The 17,316-nt window shown below is 64.5% G+C and carries 14 protein-coding genes; 5 read left to right on the top strand and 9 right to left on the bottom strand.

Features of this window, described 5'->3' with window-relative positions; all coding sequences use genetic code 11:
• Positions 1 to 12 precede the first annotated feature (12 nt).
• The 3 genes from GGD40_RS17865 to GGD40_RS17875 form a co-directional block, all read right to left on the bottom strand.
• A complete protein-coding gene (locus tag GGD40_RS17865; protein WP_257030424.1) occupies positions 13 to 657 on the bottom strand; it encodes a hypothetical protein in 645 nt (214 codons plus the stop codon).
• The gene (locus GGD40_RS17870; protein WP_179703483.1) at positions 654 to 1,193 is read right to left on the bottom strand and encodes a hypothetical protein; all 540 of its coding nucleotides are present in this window, start codon (positions 1,191 to 1,193) and stop codon (positions 654 to 656) included. The genes GGD40_RS17865 and GGD40_RS17870 overlap by 4 nt, the downstream gene beginning before the upstream one ends.
• An 83-nt stretch (positions 1,194 to 1,276) precedes the next feature.
• A complete protein-coding gene (locus tag GGD40_RS17875; protein WP_179744417.1) occupies positions 1,277 to 1,783 on the bottom strand; it encodes a hypothetical protein in 507 nt (168 codons plus the stop codon).
• A gap of 537 nt (positions 1,784 to 2,320) precedes the next feature.
• Between GGD40_RS17875 and GGD40_RS17880 the strand changes: the two genes are divergently transcribed.
• The 3 genes from GGD40_RS17880 (at position 2,321) to GGD40_RS17890 (ending at position 6,788) form a co-directional block, all read left to right on the top strand.
• Positions 2,321 to 3,715, top strand: a complete 1,395-nt coding sequence (locus GGD40_RS17880; RefSeq protein ID WP_176058604.1) for a sigma-54 dependent transcriptional regulator — start codon at positions 2,321 to 2,323, stop codon at positions 3,713 to 3,715.
• Between the two features lie 180 nt (positions 3,716 to 3,895).
• The gene (locus tag GGD40_RS17885; protein ID WP_179744418.1) at positions 3,896 to 4,867 is read left to right on the top strand and encodes a thymidylate synthase; all 972 of its coding nucleotides are present in this window, start codon (positions 3,896 to 3,898) and stop codon (positions 4,865 to 4,867) included.
• A gap of 304 nt (positions 4,868 to 5,171) precedes the next feature.
• Entirely contained in the window at positions 5,172 to 6,788 is a 1,617-nt protein-coding gene (locus GGD40_RS17890) for a Fic family protein (protein WP_179744419.1), read from the top strand.
• Positions 6,789 to 6,992: 204 nt separating this feature from the next.
• On the opposite strand, the gene GGD40_RS17895 is transcribed toward GGD40_RS17890, so the two are convergent.
• Together GGD40_RS17895 and GGD40_RS17900 are read right to left on the bottom strand one after the other, a co-directional pair.
• Positions 6,993 to 9,416, bottom strand: a complete 2,424-nt coding sequence (locus GGD40_RS17895) for a DUF6600 domain-containing protein (RefSeq protein WP_179744420.1) — start codon at positions 9,414 to 9,416, stop codon at positions 6,993 to 6,995.
• Between the two features lie 205 nt (positions 9,417 to 9,621).
• Positions 9,622 to 10,335, bottom strand: a complete 714-nt coding sequence (locus GGD40_RS17900) for an ArsR/SmtB family transcription factor (protein ID WP_179744421.1) — start codon at positions 10,333 to 10,335, stop codon at positions 9,622 to 9,624.
• A 228-nt stretch (positions 10,336 to 10,563) separates the two neighbouring features.
• On the opposite strand from GGD40_RS17900, the gene GGD40_RS17905 reads away from it, so the two are divergent.
• Positions 10,564 to 10,704, top strand: coding sequence for a hypothetical protein (locus GGD40_RS17905; protein WP_179703489.1), 141 nt, complete (start codon positions 10,564 to 10,566; stop codon positions 10,702 to 10,704).
• Between the two features lie 90 nt (positions 10,705 to 10,794).
• Entirely contained in the window at positions 10,795 to 11,301 is a 507-nt protein-coding gene (locus GGD40_RS17910; protein ID WP_179703490.1) for an acyl-CoA thioesterase, read from the top strand.
• A 39-nt stretch (positions 11,302 to 11,340) separates the two neighbouring features.
• On the opposite strand, the gene fumC is transcribed toward GGD40_RS17910, so the two are convergent.
• From fumC to GGD40_RS17930, 4 genes are all read right to left on the bottom strand, one after another.
• On the bottom strand, positions 11,341 to 12,741 hold the full coding sequence (fumC, locus tag GGD40_RS17915) for a class II fumarate hydratase (protein ID WP_179744422.1): 1,401 nt from the start codon (positions 12,739 to 12,741) through the stop codon (positions 11,341 to 11,343).
• Positions 12,742 to 12,756: 15 nt separating this feature from the next.
• A complete protein-coding gene (locus tag GGD40_RS17920; protein ID WP_179708539.1) occupies positions 12,757 to 14,331 on the bottom strand; it encodes a phospholipase D family protein in 1,575 nt (524 codons plus the stop codon).
• 247 nt (positions 14,332 to 14,578) lie between these two features.
• A complete protein-coding gene (gene panS, locus GGD40_RS17925; RefSeq protein ID WP_179744423.1) occupies positions 14,579 to 15,538 on the bottom strand; it encodes a ketopantoate/pantoate/pantothenate transporter PanS in 960 nt (319 codons plus the stop codon).
• Positions 15,539 to 15,845: 307 nt separating this feature from the next.
• Entirely contained in the window at positions 15,846 to 17,255 is a 1,410-nt protein-coding gene (locus GGD40_RS17930) for an MATE family efflux transporter (RefSeq protein ID WP_179744424.1), read from the bottom strand.
• Positions 17,256 to 17,316 lie beyond the last annotated feature (61 nt).

Consider the following 17,316-nt stretch of genomic DNA (forward strand, 5'->3'; position numbering starts at 1 on the left):
CTTTAAGTGTGGTCAGTTAAAAAAAGTGCCCGCCGGGGGACGGAGCACAAAACTGTTTGCCGTGGCATTACCGGCGCCGGCTGTCTGGTTGATCTGCACGATCCCGCTGACGTTCTTGAAGGCATCGCTGGAGATGTTGGCTTCGCGGACGCTATGAACCCCGATGGATTGACCCAGACTTCCGTTTTTCGGGGCCGTCGCGGATAGCTCCCCATCCGAGACGGTCTCGACTCCGAGCACAGCGGCGGTCCCGATCTGGGTGCTGTTGCGCTGCAGATTCCCTGCTCCGGCGGACTGGTTCACCAGTACCGCGCCGGATGTATTCGAAAAAGCGTTGGCTTCGATCGACGCCCGCGCCGTCGTGACCTTCGCGGCGACGCTCGCGCTTTGTGTGCCGACGTTGGCATTACCGACCGAGCCACCGTTTGTCAGCGTGATCTGATTGGCCTGCGCGTTGTCGAGGCCGGCCGTTTCGTTGACCGCGAACGCGCCGGTGACACCCGCGCCGGCCCCGTTGCCGATGGTCGCGTTGGCGCCGACGGTCGGCACCGCTTGCGCATGCACCTGGCCGGCCAGCAGCGTCACGCCGCCCAAGCACAGGCACAGCGCGGTATGCAGTGAACGCAAGCGCGGTGAACGCGAGTTGAGCGGGTTCATTTCAAACCTCCGAGCGAGCCGCTCAGCGCGTTCGACAGCGGCGCCAGCGCGCCGGTCACCGACGAGGTGATCGTGCCGCCGATCCCGGGCCCGGGCAGGCCGATGCCGCCCGCGTTCAGCGCGACGTTGTTGCCGGTTGACTTGCCGCTCAGGATTTGCGTGACCGCCTGCATGCCGGTGCCGCCGAGCACGCCGCCGTCGGCGACGCCGCTGGACCCGTGCGCATTCGTCAGATCGGTATCGCCCACGAGTTGGGCGATCGCCGGATTGAAGGAATTGGCCGGGAAAGTGGTGGCGCGTACGGCGACCGGATCCTGATCCTTCGGCACCGGGATGAACGCGTCACGCGGCGTGACCGTGCGTTCAACGATGATGTCGCCAGGATTGACGGTCTGTTGCGCGTTGGCGCAGACGCTGAAGCATGCGGCGAGCAGGGCGGCGCTAGCCAGTGCGGCCAGAGCGGCGGGACGGCGGGCCGGGTGCGAGGTCGACAGCGGCGACCTGTGCGCGTACGGCATGCGGGTTGAGATAGTCATTTCGGTCCCTTGCCTTCGTCTCTGTGAGCGGGCGGCGCGCTGTGCGCGTCACCGCCGCCGGTATGCGTCGTTAATCTGTTCGGTTACTTTCTTTGGTAATTGGCCACGTTGCCTTGCGCCGTGCGCGCGGCGTCGACCGGAATCGGCAGCGGCGACGAGGGCGGGGCGATTTCGTCCCACAGCGTCACGCCGTTACCGTTGCCGTTGCCACGCATCAACTGCGGCGTCGCGGCGACCATCAACATGCCGACCGCGCCGCCGCGTTGCCGCGACAACACCTGGTCGTCGAGCGAAAAATCGTTCACGGATGCACCATCGACCGGAAGGCTCAGCACGTTGCCGGCGAGCAGGCGGAATTCGCTGGCCATCGAAGTCGTCCAGTCCGGCGCGGCTTTAACGCGGAGCGTCGCGTTCGTGAACGAGGCGAAGCCGCTGTCGTTCGAGTCGGCGGAATCGGCCAGCGTGGCGCTTTGCGCCTGGTTGGCTTGCTGGGCACGGGCGCCGGCGGGCAGCACGAACAGAGCGGCTGCGGCGCACAGTGCGGCGCAAGATGCGAGGCTGCTCAGTTCGATGCGGAAAGCGAGTCGCATGATGTGTCTCCTTGGTGCACAGCATTTAGCGAAACGTGTGCCATCACTCGCAATCCATTGGTGCATCTGGATGCGACCCGCATACCCCGGAGCCAGCCTCGACAAATCGGACAAAAACGTTTCAGCGCTGAAACGGCAGGCAGAAAATACCTATAATTTGTTAATTGCGGCGGTACGAAGTACCTTCGGGTCTACGCTAGGAAAAGCGCTTCCACTCGTGTTTTATTTGTCGGCTTAATCTCGGTGGATCGCCCGCTAAACCTTACTGGGTATGGGATTTACGATTAAATTCGCATAATTGTTTTCCAAGCGACGCGCGTATAGTAAGCTCTCGAAAAAGAGCTTCAGATTTAAAAAAGCCCGCTAACGGGCCGTCTCAAACACACACGCCGCTTTCTTGGGGATCAGCTGTCCGCACGGAATGGAATGGCCGTTCGGTTTTTGCTATTGCGCGAATCCCGAACGAGTCAGCGTGTCTGAATCTTGGTTCAGGTGCGTGCGTCATCCTTAACGTTCGTTGACGAGAGGATCTGAATAATGGAACCCGCAACGCGGCAACTGATTTATGTTTCACGCGACCCGAGCGCGGAGCTGAACACACGCTTTCATCAGCGTGGCTGGCATGTCGAAGTGGTGGGATCGGCGCGCGACGTGCGCCGGGCGGTTCGCGCCGGAATGGCGGCGGGCGGCCTGCTCGATCTGTGCAGCGACTTCCAGCCGCATGAAATTGCCGCCTTCGAATCCTGCCTGACCATGCCGAACGTCGGCTGGGTCGCGGCCACGTTGCCCGGCCAGTTGCAGGACGCCGCCTTGCGCCGGCTCGTGCGCGACTACTGTTTCGACTATGTGACGGTGCCGTATTCGGGCGACCGCATCGTCGATTCGGTCGGCCACGCGTACGGCATGATCTCGCTGGGCGAACCCGCTTCGAACGATGCATCGCAAGGCGCCGAAGGCGAAATGGTCGGCTCGTGCGACGCCATGCTCGCGCTGTTCCGCTCCATCCGCAAAGTGGCCATGACCGACGCGCCGGTGTTCATCTCCGGCGAATCGGGCACCGGCAAGGAATTGACGGCGGTCGCGATTCACGAGCGCTCGGCACGGCGCAACGCGCCGTTCGTGCCGATCAACTGCGGCGCGATTCCCCCGCATCTGTTGCAATCCGAACTATTTGGCTATGAGCGCGGCGCGTTCACGGGCGCGAATCAGCGCAAGATCGGCCGCGTGGAAGCCGCCAATGGCGGCACCTTGTTTCTCGATGAAATCGGCGATCTGCCGCTCGAAAGCCAGGCAAGCCTGTTGCGCTTCCTGCAGGAACGCAAGGTCGAGCGGCTCGGCGGCCACGGTGCGATCGACGTCGACGTGCGCATCATCTCGGCCACCCATGTGGATATGACCGCCGCGATGATCGAAGGGCGTTTCCGCTCCGACCTGTATCACCGTCTGTGCGTGCTGCAGATCGACGAGCCGCCGCTGCGCGCGCGCGGCAAGGATATCGAACTGCTTGCGCGGCACATGCTGGAACGTTTCAAGAAAGACGCGAGCCGCCGTCTGCGCGGCTTTGCTCCCGATGCGATCGCGGCGCTGCATAACTATGGCTGGCCGGGCAACGTGCGCGAACTGATCAACCGGGTGCGGCGCGCGATCGTGATGTCGGAAGGGCGCGCGATCACGGCGCGCGATCTGGAACTGGCCGAGTATGTCGAGATCGTGCCGGTATCGCTCGCGCAGGCGCGCGAGGCGGCCGAGCGTCAGGCGATCGAGCTGGCGTTGCTGCGCCATCGCGGCCGTCTCGGCGACGCCGCTCAGGAACTCGGCATTTCGCGCGTCACGTTGTACCGGCTGTTGTGCTCGCATGGCATGCGGCATATGGAAGGCGAACCGCTCGCCGCGCCGCACGGCGAATTGCCGGCGTCGGTACCGCATCTCTAGGCTCTGCTTTCGACCGACCTCGCGAGTGTCGCGGGCCGGGCGGAATGCGGGCATCACTATTTTCTCCGCTTCTCGCCGCGCTTCGGCGTCGTTCGGCTGCGCTTGCTAAAATCGGGTTTTCCGCTCAATTTCCGTGGCGCGCCTCGCTGTTGCGCCGCGCGCGTCGTCGAAGGAACCCGCATGAAACAGTATCTGGACCTCGTCCGCTCGATTCTCGACACCGGCACATGGCAGGAGAACCGCACCGGCATCCGCACCATCAGCATGCCGGGCGCGATGTTGCGCTTCGACCTCCAGCAAGGTTTTCCCGCTGTCACCACGAAAAAGCTGGCGTTCAAGTCGGCGGTCGGCGAACTGGTCGGGTTTTTGCGCGCGTCGCGCAGCGCCGCGGATTTTCGCGACCTCGGCTGCAAGGTGTGGGATGCGAACGCGAACCAGAATCCGCAGTGGCTGGCCAATCCGTATCGCGAAGGGCCGGACGATCTCGGCGACGTGTACGGCGTGCAGTGGCGTCAGTGGCCGGCCTACAAGGTGCTCGACGCGGGCGCGAGCGCGCAGTTGGCCGACGCGCAGTCGCGCGGCTTCCAGGTGGTGACCGAATTCGACGAGAACGGCAGCCCCAAAGTGCTGCTCTACAAAGCGATCGATCAGTTGCGTCAATGTCTGGACACGATCATGCAGAACCCCGCCGACCGGCGAATTCTGTTTCATGCGTGGAACCCTGCAGTGCTGGATCAGATCGCGCTGCCGGCTTGCCATCTGCTGTATCAGTTCCTGCCGAACGTCGCGCGGCGCGAGATTTCGCTGTGTCTGTACATTCGCAGCAACGACGTCGGGCTCGGCACGCCGTTCAATCTGACCGAAGGCGCGGCGTTGCTGCATCTGGTGGGTCGCTTGACGGGCTATACGCCGCGCTGGTTCACGTACTTCATCGGCGACGCGCACATCTACGAGAACCAGCTCGATATGTTGCAGCGGCAGTTGACGCGTGAGCCTTATGAAAGCCCGGCGTTCGCGATTTCGGACCGCGTGCCGGACTACGCGAAGACCGGCGTGTATGAACCGGAGTGGCTGGAGAAGATCGAGCCGTCGGACTTTTCGCTGGTGGGTTACCGGCATCACGAGCCGTTGACCGCGCCGATGGCGGTCTGAGCGCGGGCGGCCACCAGAGTGGCGAAGCGAACCAGGAGGTGAATCGGCCCTTTTCCGCCTGGTGGAGAGCTGCCACGGACTTCCCCCAAATCCCCCGAGGACCTTCGGTCTCGGGGGATTTGCTTTTGGCGGACACGGCAGCGAAGACATCGGCGTTCGCGGGGCGAAACGCCCTGTGAGGCTGCGATACAGCAGCATATTATTGCGATCGAATGACGCCAAACTATTGCTTTGGTAGAGCATCAGAATATTGCTATAGTAAGGCATCAAATTATTGCGATGCTAAATCACACGATCCGAAATCATGCCGACCACCAACGAAAAACTCGCAGCCTCGCTATCGGTGTTGAAGCAGATCCAGGACCGCGGCGTGAGCGTTTTTCAGGCCAGCGCACTGCCCGAGCTAACCCGTGTCCATCGGGAAAGGCTGGTGCGGGCCAATTTCCTGAAAGCCGTCATCCCGGGCTGGTATATGGCAAACAATCCCGCCGATGACGCGGGTGACTCGACCCTCTGGTACGCGAGCATGGAGGCGTTCGTGTCAGCCTATGCGAACGCCCGCTTCGGCAGCGAATGGGAGGTCAATCCAGAGTTTTCGTTGCTTCGGCACAGCGGCTATACCAGCATCGGCATGCAGATCGTGATTCATGCGACCAACGCGAACAATCAGCTTTTGCAGCTTCCCCACGGCTGTTCGGTTTTTCTTTATCAGGTGAAGCGTCGAGCGTCGACGGCGCGCCGGGTGCCGAGCGCAAGCGGGCTCCTTCTGATTCCTGTATCAGAGGCACTGGTTCGGGTGGGCGCGTCATTCTTCGAAAAGCAGCCGCTCGCTGCGCAAATTGCAATGCGTCAGGTCGATCTGACGGACCTTATTTCAGCGCTGCTTGCCGGCGGCCACAGTGTGATTGGCGGAAGGATGGCGGGCGCGCTGAGAGCAGTAGGGCGTGACGACGATGCCAGTCAACTCGTCGCCACCTTGAAGGCGGCGGACTACGTCGTCAGCGAGAGCAATCCGTTCGAGCGGCCTTTGGTGGCGATCTCGGGGCGGCGCAACGAGTCGCCGTACGTGCAGCGCATACAGGCAATGTGGGCTGCCATGCGAAGCGCGGTAGTTGACCGCTTTGCCGACATACCCGCGCAAGCTCCTCGCGACGTGGACGCTTTGATCGACGATATTTCCGCGCGCTACGTGGCGGATGCGTATCACTCGCTGTCCATCGAGGGGTATCGGGTGAATGCCTCGCTCATCGAGAAAGTGCGTAACGGCAACTGGAGTCCGCTGACCCATCCGGAGGACAAAGAGACTCAGGAAGCCATGGCAGCCAAAGGCTATGCGGAAACTCACAAACGTATTCGCGACCTGATCCGACAGGTCGTGACCGCTTCCGACAACCCGGCCGAGGCGCTGAGGCGTGATTTCTTCCAATGGTATGTCACGCTGTTTTCGCCCAGTGTTGCTGCCGGCATTCTCAAGCCGGCCGATCTTGCCGGATACCGTAGCAGCCAGGTATTCATTCGGAACGCGTTGCATGTGCCACTCGGACCTGAGGCCGTGAGGGACTGCATGCCTGCGCTATTTGATCTGCTGGTCGCCGAAGAACATCCAGGCGTGCGCGCGGTGCTGGGTCATTTCATTTTTGTTTTTATCCATCCGTACATGGACGGAAACGGCCGGCTTAGCCGATTCCTGATGAACTGCATGCTGACGACCGGCGGGTATCCGTGGACGATCGTGACGGTCCAGTCGCGCAGACTTTATCTGGCCGCGCTTGAGCAGGCGAGCACTTACGGAAATATCGTCCCTTTTGCCGACCTGATTGGCGGACTTGTGGCGTCTCAGGCGGCACAGCCTCTGGAGCGTATTACCCAACGTCCGGAGTCGGGCGAGTGGACTGCACCACCGGTTGCCGCTGGACTGTAACGTCGAGCCGTTCAGTCTGGGAGCGGCAGCGTCTATGTGCCCGACACTGCGCCTGGCGTAAAAAAAATCCCGCCATCGCGAGGATGGCGGGATTCCGTGGATCAAGCCCGCTTCACTGACGCTGCGTAGGAGCGCTTGCAACGTGAGTCATGGGTTGCGTTACGACGAGTCAGATACGTCTGACGGACCCGCGTTCCGCCGCGCTTATCCCTTGTGACGCTCGTCATGGTTGCCACCGGCTGAGTGCTGCTCCTCGTGTTGCTGCGGATGCGGCTCAGGACGTTGCGCCTGCTGCGGATGCGGTTCAGGATGCGGCTGCTGCGCCGGTTGCGGACGCGGTTCCGGACGGGGCTGTTGAACCTGCTGCGGACGGGGTTCCGGACGAGGCTGCTGCACCTGCTGAGGTCGCGGCTCCTGACGCGGTTGCTGCGGCTGTTCCGGACGTGCCTCCTGACGCGGCTGCTGCACTTGCTGTGTCGGCTGCGGATGGGCCTCTTGCGGCCGTTGCGCTTCACGCGGCGCTTCCGGCTGACGCTCGGCCTGCTGCGGCTGCTGCGGACGAGCTTCCGCCTGCCGCGCCGGTTCCTGCGGGCCGCCATGCTGCTGCGCCTGCTGGGCCATCGGCGCATGCGGCTGTGTCCATGCCGGCTCGTGGCGCTCGTTCGCGCCCGGCTGCTGGCCGGCTTGCTGCGGCATGCCGTGCTGCTGCGCGTTGGCCTGCGGGTTGCCGCCGTTCGCTTGCGGCGGACGCGGCACACCATTCACCGGATGCCCCGCCTCGCCGGGTTGCTGGCGTTCGTTGGCCATCGGCTGCGGCGTGCCCGGACGAGCCTGCGCCTGTTCGCCACGTTGCGGCTGACCGGGCGCCGCGCCGGGCATCGCGCCCGGACGCTGTCCTGCCTGCTGCATCCCACCCGGCGCACCAGGCGCACCCGGTGCCGCCCCCGGCGTACGTCCCGGCATATGCGACTGCACGACCCGCACGTTCTGCACCGGCAACGCGCTCGGACCGCCCGCCATATGCGCCGGCACGGAAGTCCGCACGATCGGCTGACCCGCGCCCGGCACCTGGCCACCGCTTTGCGCGAAACGCTGCGCGAGGGTGTCGTGATAGGCCGCCGGCATGGCCGCACTACGTGTGGCGACCACCTGACGGGCCGCGACAGCCGCCGGCGGCCGGTAATTCGCGTTGCGCAGACCCGGCCCGAAGCTTTCCTTGACCGGCGCGATACCCACGCCGCCCGGGTTGATCTGCGCGTTGCGCCATTGCTGCGGATCGACCTTCTGCGCGAAGCGCGCGACCGGCTGACCGTGCACGAAGGCCGTCGCCGGCACTGCGGTGACAGCACCCGGCGCACGATAGTTGATGTACGTGTTGTGAATGTTGGTCACATTCACATTTGTCACGTTGACGTTGTGGTTGTTGATGATCGTCGTCTGGTTGACGCGGTTGTAGTAACCCGGGCTCCAGTGATCGCGACCGCCGCCCCACTGCGGATGCCACGGCTCGCCGGGACCGAGCGGGAACCACGCGACGCCCGCTGCCACCGCGCCGCCGATCGCCAGACTCACCCCCCAGTTGATGCCGCCACCGCCGCCGCCGCCCACGAAGGCGACCAGCGCCGGCGCATAGACCGGCGGCGCGCTGACCACGATCGGACCCGGCACCCATGCCCACGCGTCGTCGACCTGGGCCCAGCGGCCATAGTGGTAGGGCGCGAAACCCCATGCCGCGTCGTCGACCCACGTCCAGCCCCACGGCGCCTGCCAGACCCAATGGCCTTCGTGATACGGCGCCCAGCCGACCGGCGTGGCGCGCGGCACCCACACCTCGCCGTATTGCGGGCTGCTGCGCCATGTGCCGTTGGCGTCGAGGTCTTCGTAACCGGGCACATCGCGCGACACGTAGCGCGCCGACACCGAGCGGTCTTCGGCGGCATCGCGTGCGGCGGCCCATTGGTCGAAGCCGTCGAGGCCCGGTACGCCGTTGTCGGCGACCTGTTGCAGGTTGGTGCCGCCGAAGCGGACCTGCTGGCCCGCCGAGATTTGCACCTGCCCGCTGTCGCCGTACACGGTCGCGCTGCCGCTGCGCACGGTCACGCTGGTGCTGCTGCCGTCCGGCGCGACGTCGACACGATAGTCGCCGGGGCCGTTCAGCCCGAGCGCGAGATTCGGCGTGTCGATCTCATACGATGAACCCGGCGCCAGTTCGCGCACTCGCGTCGACAACGTGCCTTGCGCGACTTTGAGCTGCGCGCTGTTGTCGTCGAGATTCAGGATGTCGAGGCTGGTGGACTGATCGAGGCGCACCGCGGTCGAGCCGATGTGCAGCTCCGAGCGCGCATTCTGATCGTTCCAGAGCTGATCGCCGGTGGTCAGCGGGCGGTTGACCTGCGCGTACGACCAGTCGGTCGCGCCGGCCGGTTCGGTGGTTACCGTGCCGGCCATGTAGTTCAGACGCGCAATGCGCCCCGGCGGATCGGTGTTCTGCGTCGAGGCGACCTGGGGAGCGGGCTGGATTTCCTGCGCGATGCCGGCTTGGGCAGCGAACAGGAACGCAGCGGCCGCGATAAGGGTGTAGCCCGTGATGCGGCGGTTCGAGTGTTGATCTTTGGTGAGTGTTCTCATGATTTATCTCCGGCGGACGCGGCATTTTGCTTCATCCGGATTTCACTTTACCTGCGGCGTATGTTTCAAGACCCCCACTTTTGTAAGGCCACCTCACCCGCGTGTAACAAAAGATCTCATTAATGCATTTTGTAAGCGTATTGGAGATTTTTTGTAATATTTTCAGGGGCTTAGGAGCGACGTGGGTGGCCGGCACCGGCACCACTCAGGTCGCCAGAAACGCATCGAAATGTTGCTGCCCTGGCGGCGTGATGCGCAGAATTCGCGGCCGCTCGGTCCGTTCGACCCACCCGTGCGCGGACCACGAGTCGAGCAACGCCGCGCCGAGCGCGCCGCCCAGATGCGGTCGCCGCTCGCTCCAGTCGGGACAGGTGCAGGCAAAGCGGCGCCGACGGCTTTTCTGCGCCGACAGATCGATGCCCCATTCGGCGAAGCGGCTGGCGCCGTCCTCGGTCGCTTCCAGCGAGGTGCCGTCCAGCGTCAGCAGACCGCGCTGGACCAGCCGTTCCAGCACGCGCACGGAAAGCTCACCCGCCATATGGTCGTAGCAGGTGCGGGCGTAGCGCATGTCGAGCGGCACGGTGCGCACCGGACGCGGCACGGACCGCTGCGGCGCGCTGATTTGTGCGACGTTGGCGAGCGCTTCGATGGACGCCGCGATATCCGGCGACGCGATCCGGAAGTAGCGATGCCGGCCGCGTACTTCGAGCGCGAGCAGGCCGCCGTCGGTCAGGCGAGCGAGATGCGCGCTTGCCGCCGACGGCGACAGCCCGGCGATGATGGTCAGTTCGCCGGCGGGGCGGGCGCTGCCGTCCATCAGCGCCCACAGCATCGCGGCGCGGCCGGGATCGGCGAGCAGCGCGCCGATGCGGCTCAAGCCGGGGAAATGATTCTGTTCGTCGGCGAGCTTGAGGGTCATGAGGTGTCTCCTTCGGGTCCCGGACAACCTGGTTGCAGTTGGCGGCGCCGTCAGGGCGCCCTACGAATCAATGTACCGATCCGCGGCATTCTATGTTTCAGCTTAGCGTGAAACGTGGCGTGCAAGCGCTACGGAATTCCGGCAGGCAGGGCAGAGCGGCCGGCGCTCCTGAGCCGGCGCGATCCGCCAGGCTAGAATCAAAGTCTGTCTTTGCAGGAACACGCAGTCATGAAAACTCTTCTTGCCGTGCTGCTCGCGGCACTGCTGCTCGGGGCGTGCGCGCAGGGCGGTTCGGATTCGTCGGGGGCGGGCACCGGCAGCATCACGATGTACGGCACGATCGACGAAGGCGTCACCGTGCATAAATGAGCGACGGGCGACGGCTCAAAGGTGCGACGCTGTCAATATTGCGCTCGTATAATCGCCTCCTTTCAATGCATCCGATTGACCGGAGTCAACATGAGCACCCCTCCCGCAGCCCCGTTTGACCGTTCCGAAACCACTTTCCGCTTTCTCGCCGAACCCAGTTCGGTCAATTTCGGCGGCAAGGTGCACGGCGGCGCGCTGATGAAGTGGATCGACGAGACCGCGTACGCGTGCTCGGCGGTGTGGTCGGGCCGCTACTGCGTGACGGTCAGCGTGGGCAACATCCGCTTCCGTCGGCCGATTCTGGTCGGCAACCTCGTCGAATTGCGCGCGCGGATCGTGGCGACGGGCCGCACCAGCATGCACATTCACGTGTCCGTGCAGGCCGGCGACCCGAAGGGCGGCGAGCTGATGCAAACCACCGACTGTCTGGTCGTGATGGTCGCCGTCAACGAGAACGGTCACCCGGTGCCGGTGCCGGCCTTCGTGCCGGAGACGGATGAGCAGAAGCGTCTAGCGAAGTACGCGATCGACGTGAAGGAAGCGCTCGACGCGATCGTCGAGCTGAAGCCGGAAGAAGTGGCGCAGGGGAAGGTTTAAGCGGCGCCGGCTGATATTACCGGCGCGCTTATCGGCCGCTCAACCGGCCGAATGCCCCACCATCTCCTTCGGCTTCACCCATTCATCGAACTGCTGCTCGGTCACATAACCGAGCGCGAGCGCCGACGCCTTCAGCGTGGTGCCTTCCTTATGCGCTTGCTTCGCGATCTTGGCCGCCTTGTCGTAGCCGATGTGCGGATTGAGCGCCGTCACCAGCATCAGCGATTCGTTCAGCAGCGTATCGATACGCTCGCGATTCGGCTCGATGCCGACCGCGCAGTTGTCGTTGAAGCTGTGCGCGCCGTCGGCCAGCAGTCGCACCGATTGCAGCACGTTGTGCGCGATCATCGGCCGGAACACGTTCAACTCGAAGTTGCCGCTCGCGCCGCCGATATTCACCGCGACGTCGTTGCCGAACACCTGCGCACACAGCATCGTCAACGCTTCGGACTGGGTCGGATTGACCTTGCCCGGCATGATCGAACTGCCCGGTTCGTTTTCCGGAATCGATAGCTCGCCCAGGCCGCAACGCGGGCCGCTCGCGAGCCAGCGAATGTCGTTGGCAATCTTGTTCAGACTCGCGGCGACGGTTTTCAACGCGCCGTGCGCGAACACCAGCGCGTCGGCTGCGGCCATCACTTCGAACTTGTTCGGCGCCGACACGAACGGCAGGCCGGTCTGCTTGCCGATCGCGGCCGCGACCTTGTCCGCGAACTGCGGATGCGCGTTCAAGCCGGTGCCGACCGCGGTGCCGCCCTGCGCGAGTTCGTACAGATGCGGCAGCGTCGCTTCCACGTGACGAATGCCGTGATCCAGTTGCGCGACGTAACCCGAAAACTCCTGGCCGAGCGTGAGCGGCGTCGCGTCCTGCAAGTGCGTGCGGCCAATCTTCACGATATCGACGAACGCTTTTGCCTTGCGGTCGAGCGTATCGCGCAGCGTCTTCAGCGCCGGCAGCAGATGCTTGACGATCGCGTCGGCGGCGGCCACGTGCATCGCCGTCGGGAACACGTCGTTCGACGACTGGCCACGATTCACGTCGTCGTTCGGATGCACTTTGCGCGCTTCGCCGCGCTCGCCGCCGAGCAGTTCGCTGGCGCGATTCGCGATCACCTCGTTGAGGTTCATATTGGTCTGCGTGCCCGACCCGGTCTGCCAGACAGCGAGCGGAAATTCGTCGGGATGCTGGCCCGCGATGATCTCGTCGGCGGCCGCGATGATCGCTTTGGCCTTGCTTTCGTCGAGCACGCCGAGACCCTGGTTGACCTCGGCGGCGGCGCGCTTGATGACGGCCAACGCATTGATCAGTTCAAGCGACTGTTTCTCGGTCGAAATGCGGAAATTCTGCAGCGAGCGCTGCGTTTGCGCGCCCCACAGACGCGCGTTCGGCACGGCGATTTCACCGAACGTGTCACGCTCCATTCGTACGTCTTCAGTCATGTTCAACTCCGCTTTTCAAAGTTCTGCGTTGACAGGCAATAGGGAGAATAGACCCGTTAGCGCGTTCCGGTACAAACCCGCTTGCGGATCGAAAATGTAGGTGCGGCGCGTGCCGTTTTCGACGTCGGTCCACACCAGCGGCGACAGCGGCGCGCCGATCGAACGCAGGTACGCGAGCTGTGCGCTGTCGGCCAGCGTCACGCGGTAACTGACCTCGGGCGCGATGGCGCGCGCGAAGATTTGCGCGACCTGGTCGGCGAGCGGCGCGCTGTGAATCACCAGCGCCAGTTCGGTGTTCAGATTGGCCGAACGCGGGTCGAGATTCATCGAGCCGATCACCAGAATCTTGTGATCGATCACGTAGGTTTTGGCATGCAGGCTGGCGCGCGAACGCGAACCGGTAATCCCCGCGCGCGGCGTCTTCTGCTGCGGTTTGAATTCGTACAGTTCGACGCCTTGCTGCAGCAGCGGCACGCGAAACGGACTGTAGCCAGCTTGCACGGCGACCGCGTCGGTGGCAGCCAGCGAGTTGGTCAGCACGGCGATCCGCACGCCGCGATGCGTCAGCACGCCCGCCGCCTCGACGCCGGATTCGTGCGGCACGAAGTACGGCGAAATGATCAGGAAGTCTTTCTGCGCGTCGTGCATCAGCTCGGCGAGACGCTGCATCGGCGGACTCACATAGTCCGGCGACGGGTGCACGATTTTTTCCGGCAGATCCGCCTTGAATTCGGCGGGCGCCCACGTCAGACCGAGCTGGGCGTTGGCGATTTGCGTGGCGAGCGGCGTCGCGTTCAGCGGCTTCGCGTTGTACGGATCGGCGTTCTCGCGCCAATGCTGACGCAAGTCGTCGCGCGTCTTGTCGAGCTCTTTCGCGTCGAACTTCTGATGGTTCAGCGCGCGCAGCGGATAGGCAATGCTGCTGTTCCAGTAGTCGTCGAAACTGGCGGAGACGTCGGCGGTGATCGGACCCGCGGCGAGCACGTCGAGATCGCGGAACTGCAGCGTTTCGCTGGCGCTGAAGTATTCGTCGCCGAGATTGCGGCCGCCGACGATCGCCAGCTGGTTGTCCGCGATCATCGCCTTGTTATGCATGCGGCGCGTGAAGTGGCCGATCTGCGTGAACAGGTTCGTCGTACGTTCGAACACGCCTTGCTGCGCGCTGCCGAACGGATTGAAGACGCGAATCTCGATGTTGTCGTGCGAGTTCAAACCCGCCATGACCTGATCGATGTCCTTGAAGTTCAGATCGTCGACCAGCATGCGCACGCGTACACCGTGGTCCGCCGCGTATAGCGCGGCGCCGAGCAACAGCTTGCCGGTGGTGTCTTCGTTGGCGATGTAGTACTGCATGTCGAGCGTTTTCGTCGCCGCGCGCGCGAGCGCGATGCGCATCTGCAATGCGTCGGTGCCGCTCGACAGCACGCGAAAACCGGACTCGTTCGGATGCGCGGCTTCGAGCGGCGCAAGCGCGGTATGCAGCGGTGTGGTTTCGGTAACGGGAAGCGCGTGGGTGACCTGACGGTCGAACGCGGTGGCGGGAGGCTTGGTGGCGCAAGCGGTCAGGAATGCCGTTGCGAAGCACAGCAGGAAGAAATGCCCGCTTGCCGCCCACGCCGATTTTCTGTGCGACGTGCTCGACGCGTACTGGCGTTGCGGTGCGGTCGGGCCTGGGTTTGGATTCTGCTTCTGTTTCTGATGCCACGGCACGCTGGCTTCTCCCTTGAATGCAGGCTTCTCATGGCGACAGCGCAGGTGTTGGCCTGCGCTGTCGAGAAATGCATTCTAAGGGGAATTGCGGGCCTGGGCCTGGTTCGCCCGCATGCCGGCGAGGGGATTAGCCGCGTTCTGCGTTCAGCACGCGTTCGCCATCCGGATGCGTCGAACCTTTCGCCGGACGTCCCGCCCAGTAGCCCGCGAGCAGCGAGCCGGAAAGGTTGTGCCACACCGAAAACAGCGCGCCGGGCAGCGCGGCGATCGGCGTGAAATACAGCTTGCCGAGCGTGGCCGCGAGGCCGGAATTCTGCATGCCGACTTCGATTGCGAGCGTGCGGCAGACGGCTTCGTCGAAGCCGAGCAGGCGCCCGCCCCAATAGCCGCCGAGCAGGCCGATGCCGTTATGCAGCACCACGCCCAGCATCACCACGAGGCCGACCGACGCAATGCTCTTCTGCGTGCCGCCCACCACCGCGCCGATGATCAGGATGATCGCGACCATCGAAATCAGCGGCAATGCCGGTTCGATCTTGCGCACGACCTTGCCGAACAGATGATTGACGACGAGGCCGATCACGATCGGCAGCGCGACGATCTGCAGGATGCTTATCAGCATGCCGTGCACGTCGACGGCGATTGAAGCGTCCACATACAGACGCGTGAGCAGCGGCGTCGCGAACACGCCGACGAGGGTCGACAGCGCGCTGATCGTCACCGACAACGCGACGTCGCCGCGCGCCAGATAAATCATCACGTTCGACGCCGTGCCGCTCGCCACGCTACCCACCAGCACCATGCCGGCGGTCAGATCGGGCGGCATGCGCAAGGCCTTCGCGATGACCCAGGCGGCGAGCGGCATCACGAGGTAGTGCAGCACGATGCCGGCCACCACCGGCGCGGGCCGCGTGAAAACGCGCCGGAAATCGGCGACGGAAAGCGTGACGCCCATGGCCAGCATGATGATGGTGAGCAGCGTGGTGACGTGCGGCGCGATGCCGGCGAACGACGCGGGCGAGCTGTATGCGGCGATCGACACGAGCACGGCCCAGAGCGGAAAGAGACGGGTGACGCGGGCGAGCATGACGGGTGGTCCTTGATTGTGTTTTATGGCGTGCTTTACGGAGCGTTTTATGGCGAAAAGCGAGGTCGGTCGTGCGGCGCGCCGCGACTGCTGCGTGCGTGCTGATGTCGGCCGTGGGCAGTGCGGCGAGCCCTGAAAGCGGGTGAGGCGCTGGCGGGCGGCGCGGGCCTTCGTGAGGCGCGTAGGCGGGTTAGCGGCGCGTAGGCGTGGGTGTGCGCGGACGCGGCTGAGCGCGCATTTTACCTTTTACAGCGGGTTTTTCGCATGGCGATGGTTGTGCGTGCAACCAGCCGCAGGCCGCATCGACTTAGACGGATGGACCCGTCGTCCCCGCCTCAACCGGCACCTGCCGCAAGCTCAGCTTATGAAAGCGCAGCGTCATCAGCAAGGCGACGCTCGCGAGCCCCGCGGCCAGTCCCCACCACAGACCGAGCGCGCCGAGCCCGAAGTGAAACGCCAGCGTGTAGCCGGTCGGAAAGCCGATCACCCAGTAACCGAACGCCGCGGCGATCATCGGCACGCGCGTGTCCTTCAGGCCGCGCAGACAGCCGGAGCCGACCGTCTGCATGCCGTCGACGATCTGGAAGATCGCCGCTACGCCGAGCAGCGAACTCGCCAGCTTGACCGTGGCCGCGTTGGCCGGATCGTCGAGGTGCAGATACAGCCCGACGATCCAATGCGGCGCCGCGATCAGCACGATGCCCGACAGCGTCATGAAGCCCACGCCGAGCGCCAGCGCGACGAACCCGGCATGGCGCGCGGCGAGCGGCTGCCCGGCGCCGGACCAGAAGCCGACCCGCACATTGCCCGCCTGGCCGATCGCGAGCGGCACCATGAACGCCACCGACGCCACGTTCAGCGCGATCTGATGCGCGGCCAGTTGCGATTCGCCCAGCAGGCCGACCATCAGACCCGTGGCGAGAAACAGCGTCGACTCGACGCCGTAGGTGATCGCCACCGGCCAGCCGATGCCGAACAGTTCGCCCATCAGCGGCACGTTCGGCCGTGTGGCGACGACGAAGTGACGGTAGCGCGGCCGCAAATGCAGCAGCGCCATCAGCACCAGCGCGCTCAGCCAGACGGTGATCGAGGTCGCGGCGGCCGAGCCGAGAAAGCCGAGCCGCGGCAACCCGTAGGCGCCGTGAATCAGCCCGTAGTTGAGAAAGCCGTTCACGAAAACACTCACGAGCGACACCCACAGCAGCCGTTTCGCCGCGCCGATCGCCGGCAGGAACGAGCGCATCAGGCCGACGCCGATCAGGCTGCCGAGCGAGCCCCAGCGCAAGACGGACGCATATTCGCCGACGTTGTGCGCGAGCAGCGTGGGTTCGCCGAACGCCAGCAGGATCGGCGTGGCGAACGACAGCAGAAAGAACGCCGGCACCGACAGCAGCACCGACAGCACGAGGCCGGTCCAGTAGATATGCGGCACGCGGCTTTCGTCCTGAGCGCCGCGCGCATGCGACACGCTCACGCTGACGGAGGTCAGCACGCCTTGCAGCAGCGTGACCACGACGAAAAACAGGTTCGCGCCGAGGCCGCCGGCGGCGAGCGCGTCGGGGCCAAGCGAGCCGAGCAGGATCGTGTCGGTGACCGCCATGGCCATTTGCGCGAGCTGGGAGATCGCGAGCGGCGCGGCGAGCCGGGCGGTGTCGGCGGCATGGCGGGAAAGCGTCGGCGGCCGGGAGGCCACCCGGGTGAAGCTGGACTGAGTCATGGAAGCGCCTGGCGGCGAAAGTGGCGACCGGGTCACGGCCGGCGCGCGTTGCAGCGTTCGC

Origin of the sequence: Paraburkholderia bryophila, assembly GCF_013409255.1 — a bacterium.
Taxonomy (GTDB): Bacteria; Pseudomonadota; Gammaproteobacteria; order Burkholderiales; family Burkholderiaceae; genus Paraburkholderia.